This is a genomic window from Spirosoma arboris, assembly GCF_009754945.1.
GTDB lineage: Bacteria > Bacteroidota > Bacteroidia > Cytophagales > Spirosomataceae > Spirosoma > Spirosoma arboris.
On the sequence record NZ_WPIN01000003.1, the window covers coordinates 778,226 to 796,760 of the forward strand.

Below are 18,535 nucleotides of genomic sequence, written 5' to 3' on the forward strand. Positions count from 1 at the left end.
CCCCACTTCGCCATCATAAACTGTTTATTTGAAAAGAAACTTCAAATCCTACCAGCCATTCTGCCCGTTTTTTCCGTACCTTTGCGGAAAATTTGTCTGGCACACATGGCATCGTTTAATCCGGTTAAGATTTTTTCGGGGAGTCAGTCTACGTATTTAGCCGAAAAAATCGCGCATTATTACGGCAAAGACTTAGGTGGGTATACCTGCCGCCGGTTTAGCGATGGTGAAATGTCGCCCAGTTTTGAAGAGTCCGTTCGGGGTTGCGATGTGTTTCTGATTCAGTCGACTCCTCCTCCAGCCGATAATCTGCTTGAGCTGTTGCTCATGGTCGATGCTGCTCGGCGGGCTTCAGCGCACTACGTTACGGTTGTGATTCCCTATTTTGGGTACGCCCGGCAGGATCGGAAAGACAAACCCCGTGTGTCGATTGCCGCTAAACTAGTGGCAAACATGCTGGCTGCGTCGAAAGCAGACCGTCTGATGACGATTGACCTTCACGCTGGACAAATTCAGGGTTTCTTCGACTTTCCGGTCGACCATCTGGAAGGAACATCCGTGTTTGTACCATATATCAGAAGCCTGAATCTAGATAACCTGGTGATTGCCTCACCTGATGTGGGTGGTGCTAACCGTGCCCGCGTATTCGCAAAGCATTTCAACGCAGATATTGTGTTGTGCGATAAACACCGTAAACGAGCCAACGAAATCGCATCCATGCAGGTCATCGGCGATGTAGAAGGTGCAAACGTTGTGCTGGTCGATGATTTGATTGACACGGGCGGAACAATGGCAAAAGCAGCCCAGATTATTATGGATAAAGGTGCCCAATCGGTAAGGGCCGTCTGCACACACCCCATTATGTCGGGGAAAGCGCACGAAAACATTGCTAACTCTGTGTTGGAGGAGTTAGTCGTTGCCGATACGCTGCCATTAAAGCAGACCAACGAAAAAATCAGAGTACTGTCGGTGGCGGAGTTATTTGCCAAAGCAATTGGCCGTATTCGAGACCATGAATCTATTAGTTCACTGTTTATAAAATATTGAAGAGCGAAAGAGTGAAAGAGTGAAAGAGCGTCAACAGCTAATCACTCTTCCGCTCTCTCGCTCTTTCACTCTTTAAAGTTTCAAAATCATGAAAAAAATCGAGATTGTAGGGTATCAACGAGCGAATCTCGGCCGCACGGAATCACAAGCGATTCGGGCCGAGGGCAATGTTCCGTGCGTGTTATACGGTGGCGACGAGCAAGTGCATTTTTATGCGCCAGCTATTCTGTTCCGCGACTTAGTATATACACCTAATATTTTTGAAGTAGCCCTAAATATTGAGGGTGCTGAATACCGGGCAATTCTACAGGAAACCCAGTTCCATCCAGTAAGTGACGTGCTTCTGCACGCCGACTTCCTGCTAGTGACGGATCAAAAACCTGTTAAAATTTCGGTTCCGGTTCGATTGATCGGTACGGCTCCAGGTGTACAGAAAGGTGGTAAATTAGTAACTCGCGTGCGGAAGCTGCGCGTGAAAGGAAATGTTGAAAACATTCCAGATTTCATTGATGTAGATGTATCGAGTCTTGACTTAGGAAAATCTGTCCGTGTTGGTCAAATTTCGGTAAAAAACATCGAAGTGCTTGAACAAGCATCAAACCCAGTGGCCAGCATCGAAATTCCACGTGCACTGCGTGGTACGGTTTCGGCCAAATAGATTCGGCATATTACCAGTTTTTTTATACTAATAGATTTACAAAAATCCCTGGCAGTTTGGCAGGGATTTTTTGTGTTTACGCAACTAGCTTTGATTTGAAAGCGTCTATTGAAACTCAGAGCTTCATGCCCCGAAGGCGCAGGCTATTGCTTACCACGGAGACTGAACTCAAAGCCATAGCTGCTCCGGCAATCATTGGATTTAGCAAAAAGCCATATGAAGGATAGAGTAGACCAGCGGCAATTGGAATGCCGATCAAATTATAAATAAAGGCCCAGAATAAATTCTGCCGAATCACCCGAACGGTTTGTTTCGAAAGTTGTAGAGCTTTAGGTATGCTGATCAGATCTGATGTAATCAAGGTCATCCGGGCTACATCCATAGCAATGTCTGAACCTTTGCCCATCGCAATACTCACGTCGGCATGAGCCATTGCTTGTGAGTCATTTATTCCATCGCCAACCATTGCCACTACCTTCCCATTAGCCTGTAATTCCTTTACGAAATTGGCTTTATCGGCAGGCATCCTATCCGCTTTAAAGTGATCCACACCTACTTGCTTTGCTACGGCAGCAGCAGTCTGAACATTATCGCCCGTTAGCATATACACGGCAATACCTCGACTTTGCAACGTCTCAATAGCCTGCTTCGAGCTTACCTTGATAGGGTCCGCGATAGCGATAATTGCCAGAATTTCGCTTTGCTTGCCGTCAAAACCGCGCTTGGCAAAAAATACGACAGTTTTGGCCAGGTTTTGCCAGTCAGCAGTCTGTTTGATCAACTCATTGGAAAGGTCAATCTGATGGTCAATCAACAAGTTCTGGTTACCTACCAAATAAGTATCGTTTTGATAATGGGCCATCACGCCCCGCCCTGTTACACTTTCGAAAGAATCCAGTAAGACTAAATCCGTATTTGCCAACTTTGCCGTTACAGCTTCGGCCAGCGGATGTTCCGACTGCGACTCCAACGTATATAATACCCGTTGAAGCTGGAGTACCTCATCGCCAGAAACTGTCCAGCGCAAATCCGTTACGACTGGTTTACCTTCGGTAATTGTGCCGGTTTTGTCCAAAATAATAGCATTGACCCGATGGCCTATTTCGAGACTCTCAGCGTCTTTAATCAGTATGTTGTTTTCAGCTCCCTTGCCAATGCCCACCATAATCGCTGTTGGCGTAGCCAGCCCTAACGCACAGGGGCAGGCAATAACCAGTACTGTTACAGAGGTCAGCAAAGCTGTTGTAAATGGATCGGAATTAGGAGCCAGATAATGCCCGAATACCATCCAGACCACGAATGTTAGGAGCGCAAAGCCAAGCACTATAGGCACGAAGATTCCTGCAATCCGGTCAACCAGTTGCTGCACTGGGGCTTTACTCCCCTGGGCATCCTGAACCATGCGAATAATTTGAGCCAGAAGCGTATCGGCCCCCACTTTTTCGGCCCTGAAACGAAAGCTCCCTTTTTGATTAATGGTCCCGGCAAAAACGATTGCCTCAGCTCGTTTTTCAACCGGCAACGGCTCGCCACTAATCATACTCTCATCGACATATGACTCTCCCGATTCGACCCGTCCATCCACCGGAATTTTCTCGCCGGGTCGAACGACAAGTAATTGTCCAACCTGCACCGACGAAATAGGAATCTCGCGCTCAATAGTACCATCAAGTAGACGAACTGTTTTGGGTTGCAGGCCCATCAGTTTCTTAATAGCCGAAGAGGTCGTTGATTTAGCCCGCTCTTCAAGCACTTTTCCCAGCAAGATAAACGCAATAACTACCGAAGCCGCTTCAAAATAAACGTGAGGGTGCTGCCCTCTCTGATGCCAGAATTCAGGGTAAATTGTGTTAAACGCACTAAACAGAAAAGCAATACCAGTACTTAGCGCCACCAAAGTATCCATGTTTGCGCTGGCATGGCGGGCCTGTTTCCAGGCATTGACAAAAAACGACCGCCCTAATCCAAAAACAACCACAGCAGATAAAGCCATCATGAGGTAATTGGAATAGGAGTTCCAGCCCATAGCCTCAGCCTGATCCATAAAGAACATGCCAATCACAACAATCGGAAGTGACAGAATTAGTGCCCAGATGGTTCGTTGCTTTAGTTGCCGGTAATGGTGTTGTTGGGCTGCGGCCTGTACCTGTTGAGGATCGGGCTGGCTAGGATCTTCGGATTCAATGACGATATCATAACCCATGGATCGAACAGCATTCTGCAGTTCCAATACTGTTACAACGTCAGGATCAAACTGCACCCAGGCAGATTGATTTGCATAATTTACGCCCGCATCACTAACTCCTGTCGTGCTTTTCAGGATTGACTCAACGCTGACCGCACAGGCCGCACAGCTCATCTCAAGCACTGGAAACGTTTTCCGAATGCCAGCGAGTCTTGGTGTACCACTTTGCGAAATTGTTCCAATGCTATCCGTAGTCATCGTAATAGCAGTTAATTCAGCGGTTCAGCTTTATAGCCCGCTTTTTCAATAGCTTGTTTAACTATTGATATATTGCTGGCTTCGACTGTCAACACTTTATCAGGGGTTTGGACATCAACCTGCCAGCGGCCTTCGCCAACGGCTTCATTCAGAAAAGGGGTAACAGTAGAGATGCAACTGCCACATTTAATATTGGTTTTGAATTTCAGGACTTCCATAGTTTTACTACTCTTCTTTTCAGGGATAACATAGTTTACCTGACAAAGGTCACCATCAGATGCTACAAAATACTTATACAATTATAGATGACTCTTATAAAATTAGTACAATTTACGGCGCAGTGTTTTAACCCATTTTTAACAAAAGATTAAGCCCGATTTAAGTCTAGAAGAAGACTTTTGTGGCTGTATCAATATCTGCGCTGTACGCCACCGGCATGAATAAGTTCATTAAGAGTATTTTGTCTTTTTCGCTTAAGAACAAATTTTTTATATTTTTTCTGACAGCTCTAGCCGTTGTAGCAGGAGTTATCAGCTATCAGAATACCCCTATCGAAGCCTTTCCCGACGTTACGAATACACAAATCACGCTCATCACTCAATGGCCTGGTCGATCAGCGGAGGAAGTTGAAAAGTTTGTTACGATACCTATTGAAATTGGGCTGAACTCGGTTCAGAAACGAACCGATATTCGTTCGACCTCTCTATTTGGCTTATCAGTTATAAAAGTTCTGTTCGACGATGGTGTCGATGATGCCTTTGCCCGTCAGCAGGTCAATAACCTGCTCAGTGGGGTTGAACTGCCCGAAGGTATTCGCCCCGATGTGCAGCCGCCTTACGGCCCGACTGGTGAGATTTTCCGCTACACACTCCAGTCACCCACTCGCACAGCCCGCGAACTAAAAACCGTGCAAGATTGGGTAATCGACCGTCAGTTGAAAAGCGTACCGGGCGTAGCCGATGTAGTAAGTTTCGGCGGTGAAGTCAAAACCTATGAGATTTCAGTGGACCCACGCCGTCTTATGGACTATAACATAACTCCGCTCCAGTTATATCAGGCGGTAGCCAACTCCAATGTGAACGTAGGAGGTGATGTTATTGAGAAAAACTCAGAGGCCTATGTGGTACGCGGTATTGGCTTACTCCGTAATCAACAGGATATTCAGAATATCATTGTCAAGAATGTTAAGGGAACGCCCATTATGGTGCGCAATGTGGCACAGGTATCTGAATCTGCCTTACCCCGACTTGGTCAGGCTGGTCGTGACCGGACAGATGATGCCGTAGAGTGTATTGTAGTGATGCGGAAGGGTGAGAACCCAAGCGAAGTTATTGAACGTGTAAAGGAAAAAATCAACGATCTGAATACACGGATCTTACCATCCGACGTACAGATCAATACGTTCTACAACCGCGAAACACTGATCAATTTTGCGACCCATACGGTTACACACAACCTCATAGAAGGAATCATTTTCGTAACGGTCATCGTCTTCATTTTCATGGCCGATTGGCGTACCACTGTTACGGTATCGATTGTTATTCCACTGGCCTTATTGTTTGCTTTTATCTGCCTGAGGCTCAAGGGTATGTCGGCAAACTTGCTGTCGATGGGTGCAATTGACTTCGGTATCATTGTGGACGGTGCAGTTGTGATGGTCGAGGGTATTTTCGTGACGCTCGACGAGATGGCCCATAAAGAGGGGATGGCGAAATTTAATAAGCTGGCCAAATTGGGAATTCTTCGGAAAACGGGGACCGAAATGGGTAAGGCGATCTTTTTCTCCAAACTTATTATTATAACCTGTCTGGTTCCAATCTTCTCGTTTCAGAAAGTTGAAGGCAAGATGTTTTCGCCGTTGGCCTGGACACTCGGATTTGCCCTGCTTGGCGCCTTGATTTTCACGCTGACACTTGTACCTGTCCTGGCCAGTATTCTGCTCAAGAAAAACGTTCGTGAGAAACATAATCCATTTGTTAATGTCGTGACCAAATACGCGACGAAAGCATTTGGGTTTACGTTTGCTCACAAAAAAATTAGCTTGCTCGTAACAACCATTATTGTGGTTACCGGCTTGTCAGGATTTAGCCTGCTTGGAACAGAGTTTCTGCCTGAACTGAACGAAGGGTCTATTTACGTTCGGGCAACAATGCCAATGAGTATTTCGCTGCCCGAATCGGTGAAACAAACGGTTCAAATGCGGCATATTTTTGAGCAATTCCCCGAAGTAAAAGGGGTTATTTCGCAAACTGGGCGTCCTAACGACGGCACTGACCCGACTGGTTTCTATAATATCGAATTTCTGGTCGACATTTATCCTCAGGATGATTGGAAAAGTAAACTGACCAAAGAAGAACTGGTCGACAAAATGCAGGAAAAACTGGCTGTATTCCCCGGCGTGAACTTTAACTTTTCGCAACCCATCATGGACAATGTCGAAGAGGCCGTTTCGGGTGTAAAGGGATCTATAGCTGTTAAAATTTATGGCTCTGATCAGACTATTCTGGAAGCCAAAGCAGTTGAGATTCAGAAACAGTTAGCCACCGTGCATGGTATCGAAGATCTGGGGGTTATTCGTACCACTGGCCAGCCTGAAATGCGGGTCGAGTTAGACGAACGAAAGCTCGCTCTATATGGCGTTAATAAAGCAGATGCAGAAGCCGTAATCGAAATGGCTATTGGCGGTAAAGCTGCTACCCAGATTTATGAAGGTGAGCGCAAGTTCGATCTGCGCATTCGCTACGACCAGCCATTCCGGTCGAATGAACAGCAGATTAGCCAGTTAATGGTGCCAACAGAAATCGGCAGTATGATCCCCATCAAGGAAATTGCAGACGTATATACCCAAATGGGACCAGTCCTGATTTTTCGGGAAGCTAGTCAGCGCTATGGGGCTGTAAAGTTTTCCGTTCGCGGGCGCGATATGGGAAGTGCCGTTGCAGAAGCACAACAAAAGGTACTTGCTAACGTTAAACTTCCATCTGGCTATACCGTTAAATGGGCAGGTGATTTTGAGAACCAGCAGCGGGCTACTGCTCGATTAGCACAGGTAGTACCTATTAGTTTACTGGCTATTTTCTTCATTCTGTTTGTTCTATTCGGGAATGTAAAAGACGCTGGGTTAGTACTGTTCAATGTTCCGTTTGCCATTATTGGTGGTATTGCGGCATTGCTTATTACGCATGTCAATTTCAGTATTTCGGCCGGTATTGGCTTCATTGCCTTGTTTGGCATATGCATTCAAAACGGTGTAATTTTAATTTCGGTCTTTAAAAAGAATCTTCGCAACAGTTTAGCACTCAACGACGCGATTCGCGAGGGAGTTATTTCCCGTATCCGACCCGTCGTTATGACGGCTATGATGGCCGGTATAGGGCTAATCCCGGCCGCTGTTTCACACGGTATCGGCTCTGAAACAGCAAAGCCATTAGCCATCGTCGTTATAGGTGGATTAATCACGGCAACCCTATTAACGCTGTTCATATTTCCGCTAATTTTCTACGTTTTTTATCGGCAGAAATTAGATGACAATTAAGATTTAGTCCGTTTTATATACGTTAGGTAATTTTAACCTCCGATTCGCGTTTTTATTGAAAAAAATTATAACATTTGTAATATAATACAGCCATATAAAAAGCTTTTTTGCGCTGTATAAAAGAATTTGCGTAGTTTCGCAGAACAATCCTTTACAAAGGGAAGGTTGAACATCAAGATCCGGCGGCCGCCCGGTCGTCGATCTTGAAATGGTGTGGATAGAAGCGGAAAGCCGCCCCGATTTTCGGAGCGGCTTTTTTGTTTTATCCCACATACTACCCAATCGCTTTAACGTACTTTTAATGCTGTTTTCAATCCCTTTTAATACCCTAAGCCGACCTTGAGCATGTAAGTAGAAAGTCCTTTGGTCAGCAATATCAGAGTGCTTGGCTGCTTTTATAAACTAATAACTTATTCTGCCGTTTTTAAATCAGACAAGAGCTATGTATGTTGCCGACATGAAAATTCTGGTAGTGGAAGACGAGCCAAAATTAGCCTCGTTTGTAAGGAAAGGGCTGGAAGAACAATCCTGCGAAGTGGATGTGGCTTTCGACGGTCAGGTTGGGCGAACGATGGCCCTTAATAATCTCTACGATGTGATTATTATGGACATTAATTTACCTAAAATGAACGGTTTCGATGTCGTTCAGGCTATTCGTCAGGAGAAGAATCGTACCCCTGTACTTATGCTAACGGCTATGGGTTCGGTAGATGATAAACTAACTGGATTTGAAGCAGGTGCCGATGATTATTTAGTTAAACCTTTTGAATTTCGGGAGCTAATGGCCCGGCTACGTGCTCTTACAAAACGTAGCAGCGAAGCCGGTATGCAGGCGAACGTCCTGAAAGTAGCCGACCTTGAACTGGACCTGAACGAGAAAATAGCCCGCCGTAGCGACAAACGGATTGAGTTGACGGCTAAAGAATTCGGTCTTCTTGAATACCTTATGCGTAACCGGGGTCGGGTTGTGTCGCGCGTTGATATTGCTGAGAAAGTTTGGGATATTCACTTCGATACAGGTACCAATGTAATTGATGTATATGTAAACTTTCTTAGAAAAAAGATCGACAAAGATTTTCCTAAAAAACTTATACATACCGTTATTGGAATGGGTTATATGTTGAAAGAAGAGTAATAAAGAATTAAGCATACGTAATAAGAATGGCTGACACTGGATTTTTTATCTTGCGTCAGCCATTCTTATTACGTATGCTTAATTTTTCACACCCCTGAATAATATGAACATTCGCACTCGCTTAACGCTGCTGTTTGTGCTGCTGGTCGCTTCGATCATGCTGCTCTTTACGGTTTCTGTTTATTACTTATATGACCAGTTCAGGCAGCAGGAATTTGAACAACGGCTCGAAGAAAAAGCATTTACCACCGTACGGCTCCGCGAAGATGTAGGTGAAGTGCCCCAGGCCGATTTACCAGTGATGGTCAATGAGCAGGTTACGATTTACAATTCTAAGGGTGTGGTTTTGTATAATCAAGGTAATCAACGGCCGCATTACCCAGTAACGCCAAGTTTCCTTAGTAAAATCACACTTCATCATTCTCAATATAGTCGAATTGGCGACCTGGAAGCGGTTGGCGTTCGGCATCTTAACTCACGGGGACAAGTTTTGCTCATTGTTGCATCGGGCAATGACCGTTATGGCTTGACAAAGCTCGACCGACTCCGGGAAATTTTGTTTTCAGGATGGTTATTGAGTCTCGTGATTGTTGGTATTGCAGGCTATCTCTTTGCGACAGACGCACTCAGACCTGTAGCTGAGCTAATTGGACAGGTAAACGCTATTTCGGCCACAAATATCCATGAACGATTGCGAGTAGGACGGCAACGCGACGAACTAGCCGATTTGGCCAGTACCTTCAATGACTTGCTCAGTCGACTCGAAGAAGCGTTTGTTTTGCAAAAGAGTTTCGTTTCCCATGCTTCGCATGAGTTACGGACGCCTTTAACGGTTATGATGGGCCAGATTGAAGTGACCCGACTATTAGCTCGCTCAACCGATGAATATGAATCTTCTTTCGATGCTTTACTCGATGAAGTTAAAAGTATGATTCGGCTCGTGAATGGCCTTCTTGAACTGGCACGAGCCAGTTCAGACGCCGTCATGCTGAACCACCAGCCCTTGCGCATTGATGAATTACTATGGCAAGCTCAGAGCCAAGTCACGCATACAAAGCCTGACTACCAGATTGACATTGATTTTGACAATTTACCTAACCAGGAAGAAGAACTGGTTATTCTTGGTGAGGAGTCACTTCTCCAGACAGCCTTCCAGAATCTGATGGAAAATGGCTGTAAATACTCGCCCGATGAGCGAGTATCGGTCAGAATTTCATTTGAAAGTGGCTATGTGCAACTCACATTTACTGACCAGGGCTACGGGATTCCAGAATCGGATCTACCCCATATTTTTGAGCCTTTCTACCGCTCCGAAACAACTATGACGGTAAAAGGTCATGGCATTGGCCTTGCCCTTACAAAGCGGATCATCGAACTACACCGAGGACTAATTCGGGTTGAGTCTGTTGTTGGAAAAGGCACTAAGTTTTGGATAACTCTGCCTATTCCCTATCGTTCGGCCAAGCTTCCAGAAGCCACGTATTCTTCTGATGAACAGATAAAAACGGAGGCAACCAGTTAAACTGACTCATTATGTTGCTGGTACGAGTGAATTCCCGCGCCAGCAACACAATTCTCCCTATTTCAGCCACTTCAGCGCTTCCCCCTGTAGGTCTAGTTGGGCTTTTGGTGACGCTTGCAGCTTGAATGAATCTATCTGTGTATTATTCAGCCAGATGCCGCTCGAATCCCCTACAGTCGCTTGCAATGATTTTACCTGATCATTGCCTAAGGCAGCAAAACTATTCTGATTCGCAATCAATGTAAATGACTCTGAAACTGCTAGTTTACTTGTTCGTAAACGGCTTTTCCGTAACGATACAACTAGTTTATCCGTCACGAATTCACGCAATGTCAATCGTGCGTTTTTAATCTGCATTGTTTGTGGACTGGGCAATTGTAAAACCAGCCGAACGCCAAGTTCACGCGTAGCGTCCTCGCGAGGTTCGTTTTGATAACCCCTATCATCTGGTGTGAAGGCAACAAATACGGTATCACCTTGCTGGCGTATCCGGTAGAATTTAACCAGATCGGGATCTATTAATGCCAGAGGTTTAGCAACCGTTTTTACAACTATTATTTCTTCAGTCGGTGTGCCTTCAACAACCCAGTGTTTTGCGGTTGGCAGCGCACGTTGTACAAACTCTTGGTAGGGATTTTTCCAGTCGATTTTCTCGAATTGCTGCTTGAGCATCACATCGGTTGCGACCATGCCAGTTAGCGTCACGAAGACAATAATGGCCAAAAGAATATAGCTTGTTTTCATTGCGCGTTAGTTGTGGTATTTACATATGCATCATAACGTGTTTCTATTTCGCGTAGGTTAATACCCAATAGCGTTAAGTTTTTAAAGAATTGAGGCAGGTCATTCTGCAAAAACTGCTCGCGTCGAAACGTTCGAATCTTGTCCAGCGCATCTTCGGCAGAAAAATAGCCAATGCCTCGTTTATTGGCAATAACGCCTTGCTGGCTTAAGAAATCATAGGTTCGCATGACTGTATTCGGATTCACTTCCAGTTCTGCCGCCAAATCGCGGACCGACGGAATTTTCTCACCCACTGGCCAACGGCCTAGCAGTACCTGCTCACTTACATATTCAGCAATTTGCAGGTATATAGCTTGTTTATCTCGAAAATCCATTGTTATACCTCCCGCTCTTTAAATCGAACATAGGCCGTGATATACAGCAAAATGATCGCTGTAACGCCCACTATATACCGCAATTGGCTGCTTAGTGATGTAGGCAGATTGACCATTCGATATTGATACTTATGAATAGGTGATTGGGCAATTGCTTCGGCAAATGGAAAACCACTTCTGATCGTATCTGAACCAGTCAGGCTTTGTAACAGGAAATTATTGACGATTAAACCAAACAGGAGCAATGTAAACGCTATAATCACAATCAGCGAAAGTGTGTAACGCCGAATGAACAAGGCAAATGCCATTGTAAACGAATGCAATATGGCCGTAAAAACCCATAATGAATCCGGGACATCACGAAGATTAATGCCATCAAAGAAAGACGTAATCTTCAGTAATCCTCCTTGCTCACGAATCATTGCAAGTTGATCGGGGGGCCAATGACGATTATTAACGAACGCAACGCCTAGCGTGTCCAGGAAGAAAAAAAGTAGTAGATAGCTTAGCACAAATCCCACTCCAGAGATAAGCCAGACGAGGCTTATTTTCTCAAATTGAGAAGCTGGTTGCATCAGGTAATTTATCGCACGCTCCTTCTGATTTATACCTGTGATTTGTTGTACTGTAAACATATACCAACACGGCCAGCCCAGCACAAAAAACAGGATTGACCGAATGTTTTTTACCTCAGAAGGCCAGCCCCGATATATAATGATACCCAATACAAGTAAACAACCTATCAATAAGCTAAGGTCGGCTAATAATTGCCCCCGGTTGTCGGTGAAATACTTGCGTAGTAACCGCCCAAAGCGGCTAATTGAAAATGTCTGATTCATACGGCCGCGTACGTTGAAGTGGATGAAAATAGTTGACTAATTCGCTGTGGCTCGGCTTGAACTGTATTGAAAAGCCGCTCTAGGTCCAGTCGGCTCGGTTCACCAGACTGGTTTTCCGCTACAATCGCATACCCTCCAACAGCTCGCTCGGAGTACAATATCGGGCGACTACTATCCAGTTCAGAAACCATCCCAAACCATAGTTTTGCCGTGATTTCCTCAACGCTGGCTTTCAAAGCAACGGTCATGCGCGAACGTGATCGCTCGGCCAGAATCACCACCGGATCGATAAGCGCTTCGAGATCCCGAATCTGATGCGTTGAAATTACTACTATCCGGCGTTCGTCTACGGCTCCCGCTACCAATCTCCGAAACTGGCTTTTTGAGGGAATATCGAGCCCATTAGTAGGTTCGTCCATGAGTAAAACGGCAGTATTGGTAGCCAGGCCAAACCCGATGAGCACTTTTTTCTTCTGGCCATACGAGAGTTCATTCAGTTTCTGATCATCGGTCAGGCCGAACTCCTGAACATAATGTTTCATCTGCGACCGATCGAAACGCGGATAAAAAGGCGCATTCGAGTCAACAAACTGCCGAATTCGTACCGGTGGCATATAAAACTCCTCGGGTACCAGAAATGTGTCTTCCAGAAACGCCGGATGACGGTCGCCGGGAACATAATTACCTACCCGGATTGCTCCCGCTTTCGGATACAACAAGCCTGACATCAAACGCAGCAGTGTGGATTTCCCAGCTCCATTAGGGCCCAATAGTCCATAAATTGACCCTTCCGATAGCGTTAAATCCAGTCCTTCGTAAAGTGGCCTACCCCGTTGATACCCGAACGATACTTTAGTTAGCTCGATCATACATACAACTGCTTTAGTGTATTAGTAAAATAGTACACTACAATAGTATGTATACTTATACCTACAAGTCAAGCTTTTAAGAAATTTTATTTTTTAGCGCATAAAAAAACCTCTCTATATGAGAGGCTTTCAACACCTTAAGCTGACTATTAATTAGTTTGACGGCGTCTTCTTAGCGTCTTTCTTTAATAGTTTAGCCTCATGCTTTACATCTTTCGCAGCATCTGCTTTTATATGGTCGTTTTCCATCTTGGCTTCCTTTTTCGCCACTTTAGCATCATGTTTTAATTCCTTTGCCTCCATTTTTGCTTCCTTTTTCGTTTTATCCTGAGCAAAAACAGAACCTGTCATTAGCAAGGCAATGACACTGGCTAACATTAGATTTTTCATATCTATTAGTAGTTAAGTTAATTGTTGTACAACTACTATATGAACCAGCTCTTGGCTAAAAGGTTGTCAGACTTTTGTCGGTTAGCATTTCGGAGGCAGTTTGTGTATATCCTGTTTACCGACTTATATCGACCAAAATTGCTATAACAACCTTATTTCAGGCATTGTCAGCATAAAAAAAGCTTCCCTAGTAGGAAGCCTTTTTGTTTCACAAATAGCGTAAACGAGTCTAGCTCGATTTCTTTTTCATCATTTTGGCATTCTTCTTCATCATTTTAGCCGAATCGGCCATCATGCCATCGCCCGATTTTTTAGCATCATGCTTCATCGCTTTGGCATCATGCTTCATTTTCTTCTCATCTTTCTTCGTGTCATCCTGTGCAAAAGCAACTCCCGACATTAAGAAAACCGCAATGGCAGCTATCATTAATTTTTTCATTAGTCTATCTAGTTTTAGTGGTTTGACTTTGCAGATAGAACTATCTATTTTTTAGAAAGTTATTAAACCTCTATTAAAACGTTTCTGTGGGAAACCCCGAATTATTCATCAATTACTTGCCTTTGGAGACCTCTTTCGACCTTTTACAGATGCAGCACCAGTTTTAACACTACTATTGGCATCAACTTTTGCCGGGCCATTCGTTGGATTTTGAGAAGCCTGGGCTTGATCGTTTGTTAAGCCGGTTCCGGCTCCTGTGGAGGCCCCATTGGTGCCATCGTGTGTATTAGCCGCAGATGGATTTGAGCGAGCAGCGTCAGTAGCCGATACCGTTCCAGCAGACGATTTCTTGCTCCGTTTGGGTGATTTTTCCTGAGCAGTGGCTGTTCCGGCAAGGAGCAAAACTAAAGCAAGGGTTGCGAGTGAGTGTGTCATACGTATATATCATTTTAACGTGAGTAATACCTATAACAACTCACTCGCCTGCAATGAGTTTTATTCACAGGAAAGAATCTAAGCATATGGGCCTAAAAATCTAGGCAGTCACTTTAAATTCTGACGTGAGGTGAAACTGAATATCGGGATTGTTCTGCTGGTTCATACGCAACATCCAGTCCGACTCGGCTAGAAAAACCGGATTCTGGTCCTTGTCATAAGCAATCTGGTTTCCTTTTAGTCGGATAAATTCGGCTAGTTTAACGGGATTCTCTGCCGTAATCCAGCAGGCTTTGGTGTAGTTCAGCGGCACCCAACGGCATTTAGCACCATATTCATTTTCCAGTCGATATTGGATTACCTCAAACTGGAGTTCGCCTACTGTGCCAACGATTTTTCGGTTGCCCAGTTCAAGCGTAAATAACTGCGCTACACCTTCATCGGTCAGTTGTTGAATACCTTTATCCAATTGCTTCGACTTCATTGGATCGAGATTGACGAGTTCCTTGAAAATTTCGGGCGAAAAACTCGGAATCCCCTGAAATTGCAAATCTTCGCCTTCGGTCAGTGTATCGCCGATTTTGAATGTACCGGTATCGTATAACCCGACTACATCACCTGGGAATCCTTCTTCCACAACGCTCTTGCTATCAGCCATAAAGCTGAACGGACTGGCAAAGCGAACATTTTTATCCAGCCGCGTATGATGATAGAATTTGTTCCGCTCAAACACGCCCGAGCAAATCCGCAGAAACGCAATCCGGTCGCGGTGGCGGGGGTCAAGGTTAGCGTGGATTTTAAAGACAAAGCCGCTGAAATTTTTCTCATCGGGAAACACTTCCCGCTTATCGGTTGGACGAGCGATTGGTTCAGGAGAAATGTCGCAGAACCCTTCGAGCAACTCTTTCACCCCAAAATTATTCACCGCCGAGCCAAAAAATACCGGAGCCAGTTTTCCATCCAGATAAGCTTGTCGATCAAAATCGTCATAAACGCCTTCAATCAGTTCAACATCCTCACGAAGTTGAGCCGCATCGCGGGCGCCTACTTTCTCATCTAATAAATCATCGGCAAGGTCAATGGCCAGTACATCGTCTTCTACTTTCGTTTTATTAACCTTAAAGAAATATAATTTTTTCTCGATCAGGCTGTAAACTCCTTTAAAGTCAGAACCCATATTGACGGGCCAGGTCATGGGCCGTACGCGTATGTTCAGTTTCTCTTCCAGCTCGTCCAGCAGGTCGAATGGATTGCGGCCTTCCCGGTCGAGTTTATTGATAAAAATAATAACCGGGGAATCGCGCATCCGGCAAACTTCCATGAGCCGCTCGGTTTGTTCCTCTACTCCTTTCACGCAGTCAATAACCAGAATAACACTGTCAACAGCGGTTAGTGTCCGGTACGTATCTTCGGCAAAATCTTTGTGACCGGGCGTATCAAGAATATTGATCTTCAGATTGTCGTACTCGAAGGTCATAACGGAGGTAGCCACAGAGATACCCCGTTGTTTCTCGATTTCCATAAAATCCGAGGTGGCCGTCTTCTTGATTTTGTTGGATTTGACGGCTCCGGCAGTCTGGATTGCTCCACCAAACAGGAGGAGTTTTTCAGTTAATGTTGTTTTCCCCGCATCGGGGTGACTAATGATGGCAAATGTCCGCCGACGAGCGGTTTCAGCCTGTATATTGGTTTGCATTATTCTCAGAATCAGAAGACAAAGATACGGATTGAATGATGAATTCGCTGATGTGATAAGCTAACATTCACCACTCATCATTTATAAGAACGCCCACAGCAATAGCGCCCAACCGACAATCATGGCAAGGCCACCGATGGGTGTAATAGCTCCCAGCCAGGTAACCCCTGTAAAACAGAGTATATAGAGCGACCCCGAAAAGATGATAACTCCACCTAAAAAGGCGTATCCTGACCAGTTGAGCAGTTTTACAATTGTTTCGTTGGTGCCAACCGTATGCATCAGTAAACCCACCAGTACCAGGGCCAGTGCGTGGTAAAACTGGTATTTAACGGCTGTTTCAAAAGTAGCAGCCCGTCCCGATGCATCGAGCATCACCCGTAATGCATGTGCCCCAAACGCACCTAACGCGACCCCTAATAAACCTAAAACAGCACCTGCCTGAATGAAGAATTTCATATACTTTTTTGTCATGCTGACGAAGGAAGCATCTTCTGATGAGATCATTTATATAGCTAGCGAAGATGCTTCCTTCGTCAGCATGACAAAAAACAGTCAGTTTCTATTTCCAAAAATAGCGCTCCCCACTCGAACCATCGTACTACCTTCTTCGAGAGCAATGCGGTAATCGCTACTCATACCCATCGACAGTTCGTGAAATTGGACATAAGGGCTCTGAATTTCAGCTAGTTTATCAAACAGTTGTTTCAACCCTCGAAACTCCTGCCGAATCTGGCCTTCATTATCCGTATTGGTAGCTAATCCCATTAAACCAATAAGGCGTATGTTAGAAAGATCGTTCAATTCGGGTGCTCTAAGCAGCATTTCGGCTTCAGCAGGTGAAAGCCCAAACTTAGTTTCCTCGTCGGCAATGTAAATCTGCAAAAGACAATCAATGATCCGATTCTGTTTCGCGGCCTGTTTATTAATCTCCTGCAATAGTTTCAGGCTATCGACCGAATGGATAAGTGTCACAAAGGGGGCAATGTATTTGACCTTATTGCTCTGCAAATGTCCAATTAGATGCCACTCCACATCGGCAGGCAGTTGAGGCTGTTTATCAACCATTTCCTGCACTTTATTCTCCCCAAACCGTTTACAGCCGGCATCGTACGCTTCCTGTAACAATGAAACCGGTTTTGTTTTAGTGACAGCAATCAATTTGGCTTTACCCGCTAATTCACTCTCAATCAGGCGAATCGTTTCAGCAATCATCCTATTCAATGTAGTGGTCTTAAGCAACCGTTTGTTAATATTGTGCAAAGATAGGTTTGAGAACTACGTAGAAACCTGTAGTTTTTGGCCAAAATTCATGAGAGCCACTAGGTTAATGCAATAATTTCTCTACTACTTTGGTTTTGGTAACGATTAAATGAATACCCCATCCTCGTAATTTATGACTCCAATGGAACCCCGACCTCAGCCTAGTAACAACAGTCGTAGCTATTTATTAGCCGCATTATTAATTCTGGCTGCGCTTAATGTACTCCTCTTATACTTCTACTACCAGGAACGGCAGGACAATAAAACCAAAGACGCGACCATTGCTGCTAAAACAGAAGAAGTGTTGGTTGCCAAAACTAAACTAGACTCTATTTCAGCGCAGTTAGACGCTAAAATTGCTGAAATTCAACAATTGGGTGGCAGTATCGATTCCCTGATGAAAGTGAAGGCCCAACTGGAAGTCGATAAGCGTGAACTGAAGAATGTAGGCACGTTCGATAGCAAAAAATACGACCAGAAAATACGTAACTACCAGACTATCCTGGCGCAGAAAGATCAGGAAATTGCCCGCCTGAAAGAAGAAAACGGTGTATTAACGCAACAAAACGAAAGCCTTAATCAGGAAAACAGTGGTCTGAAAGCCGAACGACAAACTCTCAGTGATTCGGTGGTGGCGGTTTCCACAAAAAATAAGGAGTTAGAAGAAAAAGTTACCATTGCTGCCGCCCTTCGAGCCGAAGCCGTTACGGTCAATTCCGTCAACGCAAAAGGAAAAGAGACCGATGGTGGCACCTATAAAGCCAAGAAGCTTGATAAAGTCCATATATCTGTTTTACTGGCTCCTAACGGCCTGGCTAAACAAGATGAAAAAGTACTGTATATGCGGCTTCTGGACCCCAGCGGTGCTGTTGTATCTGATCTGGCAACAGGTTCGGGTGAATTCACGTACAACGGCCAGGGAATGATTTATACGGCTATGCAACGCTTCAACTTCGACAATAGCCGTCAGCGGATCGATTACTTTTATGGCCGCGGAGGGCAACGATTCAACGAGGGTAAATACACAATTGAAATCTACTGCGAAGGCTTCCGCATTGGCGAAGGTGAGTTTACGATAAAGTAGTAGGGATCAGAGTAAACCAGTACGGTGCAGAGAGCAAGGGGCATGTAGTTTTTACACTATGC

At 44.9% G+C, this 18,535-nt stretch carries 18 protein-coding genes; 6 read left to right on the plus strand and 12 right to left on the minus strand.

Going from position 1 to position 18,535, the window contains the following annotated elements:
* Positions 1-105 precede the first annotated feature (105 nt).
* Positions 106-1,047, plus strand: coding sequence for a ribose-phosphate pyrophosphokinase (locus GO755_RS11050; protein ID WP_157584864.1), 942 nt, complete (start codon positions 106-108; stop codon positions 1,045-1,047).
* 88 nt (positions 1,048-1,135) lie between these two features.
* Complete coding sequence (locus GO755_RS11055) at positions 1,136-1,705, plus strand: 50S ribosomal protein L25/general stress protein Ctc (RefSeq protein WP_157584798.1); 570 nt, start codon at positions 1,136-1,138, stop codon at positions 1,703-1,705.
* 115 nt (positions 1,706-1,820) lie between these two features.
* On the opposite strand, the gene GO755_RS11060 is transcribed toward GO755_RS11055, so the two are convergent.
* Entirely contained in the window at positions 1,821-4,148 is a 2,328-nt protein-coding gene (locus tag GO755_RS11060) for a heavy metal translocating P-type ATPase (RefSeq protein ID WP_157584799.1), read from the minus strand.
* 11 nt (positions 4,149-4,159) lie between these two features.
* Positions 4,160-4,366 carry a heavy-metal-associated domain-containing protein gene (locus GO755_RS11065; RefSeq protein ID WP_157584800.1) on the minus strand — a complete coding sequence of 69 codons (207 nt, stop codon included), beginning with the start codon at positions 4,364-4,366 and terminating at the stop codon, positions 4,160-4,162.
* Between the two features lie 218 nt (positions 4,367-4,584).
* Between GO755_RS11065 and GO755_RS11070 the strand changes: the two genes are divergently transcribed.
* The 3 genes from GO755_RS11070 to GO755_RS11080 all read left to right on the plus strand — a co-directional run bounded on the left by GO755_RS11070 (position 4,585) and on the right by GO755_RS11080 (position 10,340).
* A complete protein-coding gene (locus GO755_RS11070; RefSeq protein ID WP_157584801.1) occupies positions 4,585-7,683 on the plus strand; it encodes an efflux RND transporter permease subunit in 3,099 nt (1,032 codons plus the stop codon).
* Positions 7,684-8,140: 457 nt separating this feature from the next.
* Positions 8,141-8,818, plus strand: a complete 678-nt coding sequence (locus tag GO755_RS11075; protein WP_198174813.1) for a response regulator — start codon at positions 8,141-8,143, stop codon at positions 8,816-8,818.
* Between the two features lie 103 nt (positions 8,819-8,921).
* Positions 8,922-10,340, plus strand: a complete 1,419-nt coding sequence (locus tag GO755_RS11080; RefSeq protein WP_157584802.1) for a sensor histidine kinase — start codon at positions 8,922-8,924, stop codon at positions 10,338-10,340.
* Between the two features lie 57 nt (positions 10,341-10,397).
* Here GO755_RS11080 and GO755_RS11085 read toward each other — a convergent pair whose 3' ends face one another.
* From GO755_RS11085 to GO755_RS11130, 10 genes are all read right to left on the minus strand, one after another.
* Positions 10,398-11,084 carry a hypothetical protein gene (locus GO755_RS11085; protein ID WP_157584803.1) on the minus strand — a complete coding sequence of 229 codons (687 nt, stop codon included), beginning with the start codon at positions 11,082-11,084 and terminating at the stop codon, positions 10,398-10,400.
* A complete protein-coding gene (locus GO755_RS11090; protein WP_157584804.1) occupies positions 11,081-11,458 on the minus strand; it encodes a GntR family transcriptional regulator in 378 nt (125 codons plus the stop codon). The genes GO755_RS11085 and GO755_RS11090 overlap by 4 nt, the downstream gene beginning before the upstream one ends.
* 2 nt (positions 11,459-11,460) lie before the next feature.
* Positions 11,461-12,297 (minus strand): hypothetical protein, encoded by an 837-nt coding sequence (locus GO755_RS11095; protein ID WP_157584805.1) that lies wholly within the window; start codon positions 12,295-12,297, stop codon positions 11,461-11,463.
* Positions 12,294-13,166 carry an ABC transporter ATP-binding protein gene (locus GO755_RS11100; protein ID WP_157584806.1) on the minus strand — a complete coding sequence of 291 codons (873 nt, stop codon included), beginning with the start codon at positions 13,164-13,166 and terminating at the stop codon, positions 12,294-12,296. Before GO755_RS11100 ends, GO755_RS11095 begins: the two co-directional genes overlap by 4 nt.
* A 153-nt stretch (positions 13,167-13,319) precedes the next feature.
* Positions 13,320-13,556, minus strand: coding sequence for a hypothetical protein (locus GO755_RS11105; protein ID WP_157584807.1), 237 nt, complete (start codon positions 13,554-13,556; stop codon positions 13,320-13,322).
* A gap of 229 nt (positions 13,557-13,785) precedes the next feature.
* Positions 13,786-13,995: a hypothetical protein gene (locus GO755_RS11110; RefSeq protein WP_198174806.1), complete on the minus strand. Its 210-nt coding sequence runs from the start codon at positions 13,993-13,995 to the stop codon at positions 13,786-13,788.
* Positions 13,996-14,103: 108 nt separating this feature from the next.
* Positions 14,104-14,430 carry a hypothetical protein gene (locus GO755_RS11115; RefSeq protein WP_157584808.1) on the minus strand — a complete coding sequence of 109 codons (327 nt, stop codon included), beginning with the start codon at positions 14,428-14,430 and terminating at the stop codon, positions 14,104-14,106.
* Between the two features lie 100 nt (positions 14,431-14,530).
* Complete coding sequence (locus tag GO755_RS11120) at positions 14,531-16,126, minus strand: peptide chain release factor 3 (RefSeq protein ID WP_157584809.1); 1,596 nt, start codon at positions 16,124-16,126, stop codon at positions 14,531-14,533.
* An 81-nt stretch (positions 16,127-16,207) separates the two neighbouring features.
* Complete coding sequence (locus tag GO755_RS11125) at positions 16,208-16,585, minus strand: DUF423 domain-containing protein (protein ID WP_157584810.1); 378 nt, start codon at positions 16,583-16,585, stop codon at positions 16,208-16,210.
* Between the two features lie 96 nt (positions 16,586-16,681).
* Positions 16,682-17,341, minus strand: a complete 660-nt coding sequence (locus GO755_RS11130; protein ID WP_157584811.1) for a YggS family pyridoxal phosphate-dependent enzyme — start codon at positions 17,339-17,341, stop codon at positions 16,682-16,684.
* A 190-nt stretch (positions 17,342-17,531) separates the two neighbouring features.
* Between GO755_RS11130 and GO755_RS11135 the strand changes: the two genes are divergently transcribed.
* Positions 17,532-18,473 (plus strand): hypothetical protein, encoded by a 942-nt coding sequence (locus GO755_RS11135; protein ID WP_157584865.1) that lies wholly within the window; start codon positions 17,532-17,534, stop codon positions 18,471-18,473.
* Positions 18,474-18,535: the final 62 nt, after the last annotated feature.

What these genes read in the sequence shown, in the direction of transcription:
- GO755_RS11105 (WP_157584807.1), bottom strand. Translation starts at nt 13,556, where the DNA reads ATGAAAAATCTAATGTTAGCCAGTGTCATTGCCTTGCTAATGACAGGT.
- GO755_RS11085 (WP_157584803.1), bottom strand. Translation starts at nt 11,084, where the DNA reads ATGAAAACAAGCTATATTCTTTTGGCCATTATTGTCTTCGTGACGCTA.
- GO755_RS11135 (WP_157584865.1), top strand. Translation starts at nt 17,532, where the DNA reads ATGGAACCCCGACCTCAGCCTAGTAACAACAGTCGTAGCTATTTATTA.
- GO755_RS11060 (WP_157584799.1), bottom strand. Translation starts at nt 4,148, where the DNA reads ATGACTACGGATAGCATTGGAACAATTTCGCAAAGTGGTACACCAAGA.
- GO755_RS11095 (WP_157584805.1), bottom strand. Translation starts at nt 12,297, where the DNA reads ATGAATCAGACATTTTCAATTAGCCGCTTTGGGCGGTTACTACGCAAG.
- GO755_RS11100 (WP_157584806.1), bottom strand. Translation starts at nt 13,166, where the DNA reads ATGATCGAGCTAACTAAAGTATCGTTCGGGTATCAACGGGGTAGGCCA.
- GO755_RS11125 (WP_157584810.1), bottom strand. Translation starts at nt 16,585, where the DNA reads ATGAAATTCTTCATTCAGGCAGGTGCTGTTTTAGGTTTATTAGGGGTC.
- GO755_RS11110 (WP_198174806.1), bottom strand. Translation starts at nt 13,995, where the DNA reads ATGAAAAAATTAATGATAGCTGCCATTGCGGTTTTCTTAATGTCGGGA.
- GO755_RS11115 (WP_157584808.1), bottom strand. Translation starts at nt 14,430, where the DNA reads ATGACACACTCACTCGCAACCCTTGCTTTAGTTTTGCTCCTTGCCGGA.
- GO755_RS11050 (WP_157584864.1), top strand. Translation starts at nt 106, where the DNA reads ATGGCATCGTTTAATCCGGTTAAGATTTTTTCGGGGAGTCAGTCTACG.
- GO755_RS11055 (WP_157584798.1), top strand. Translation starts at nt 1,136, where the DNA reads ATGAAAAAAATCGAGATTGTAGGGTATCAACGAGCGAATCTCGGCCGC.
- GO755_RS11080 (WP_157584802.1), top strand. Translation starts at nt 8,922, where the DNA reads ATGAACATTCGCACTCGCTTAACGCTGCTGTTTGTGCTGCTGGTCGCT.
- GO755_RS11065 (WP_157584800.1), bottom strand. Translation starts at nt 4,366, where the DNA reads ATGGAAGTCCTGAAATTCAAAACCAATATTAAATGTGGCAGTTGCATC.
- GO755_RS11120 (WP_157584809.1), bottom strand. Translation starts at nt 16,126, where the DNA reads ATGCAAACCAATATACAGGCTGAAACCGCTCGTCGGCGGACATTTGCC.
- GO755_RS11075 (WP_198174813.1), top strand. Translation starts at nt 8,141, where the DNA reads ATGAAAATTCTGGTAGTGGAAGACGAGCCAAAATTAGCCTCGTTTGTA.
- GO755_RS11070 (WP_157584801.1), top strand. Translation starts at nt 4,585, where the DNA reads ATGAATAAGTTCATTAAGAGTATTTTGTCTTTTTCGCTTAAGAACAAA.
- GO755_RS11090 (WP_157584804.1), bottom strand. Translation starts at nt 11,458, where the DNA reads ATGGATTTTCGAGATAAACAAGCTATATACCTGCAAATTGCTGAATAT.
- GO755_RS11130 (WP_157584811.1), bottom strand. Translation starts at nt 17,341, where the DNA reads ATGATTGCTGAAACGATTCGCCTGATTGAGAGTGAATTAGCGGGTAAA.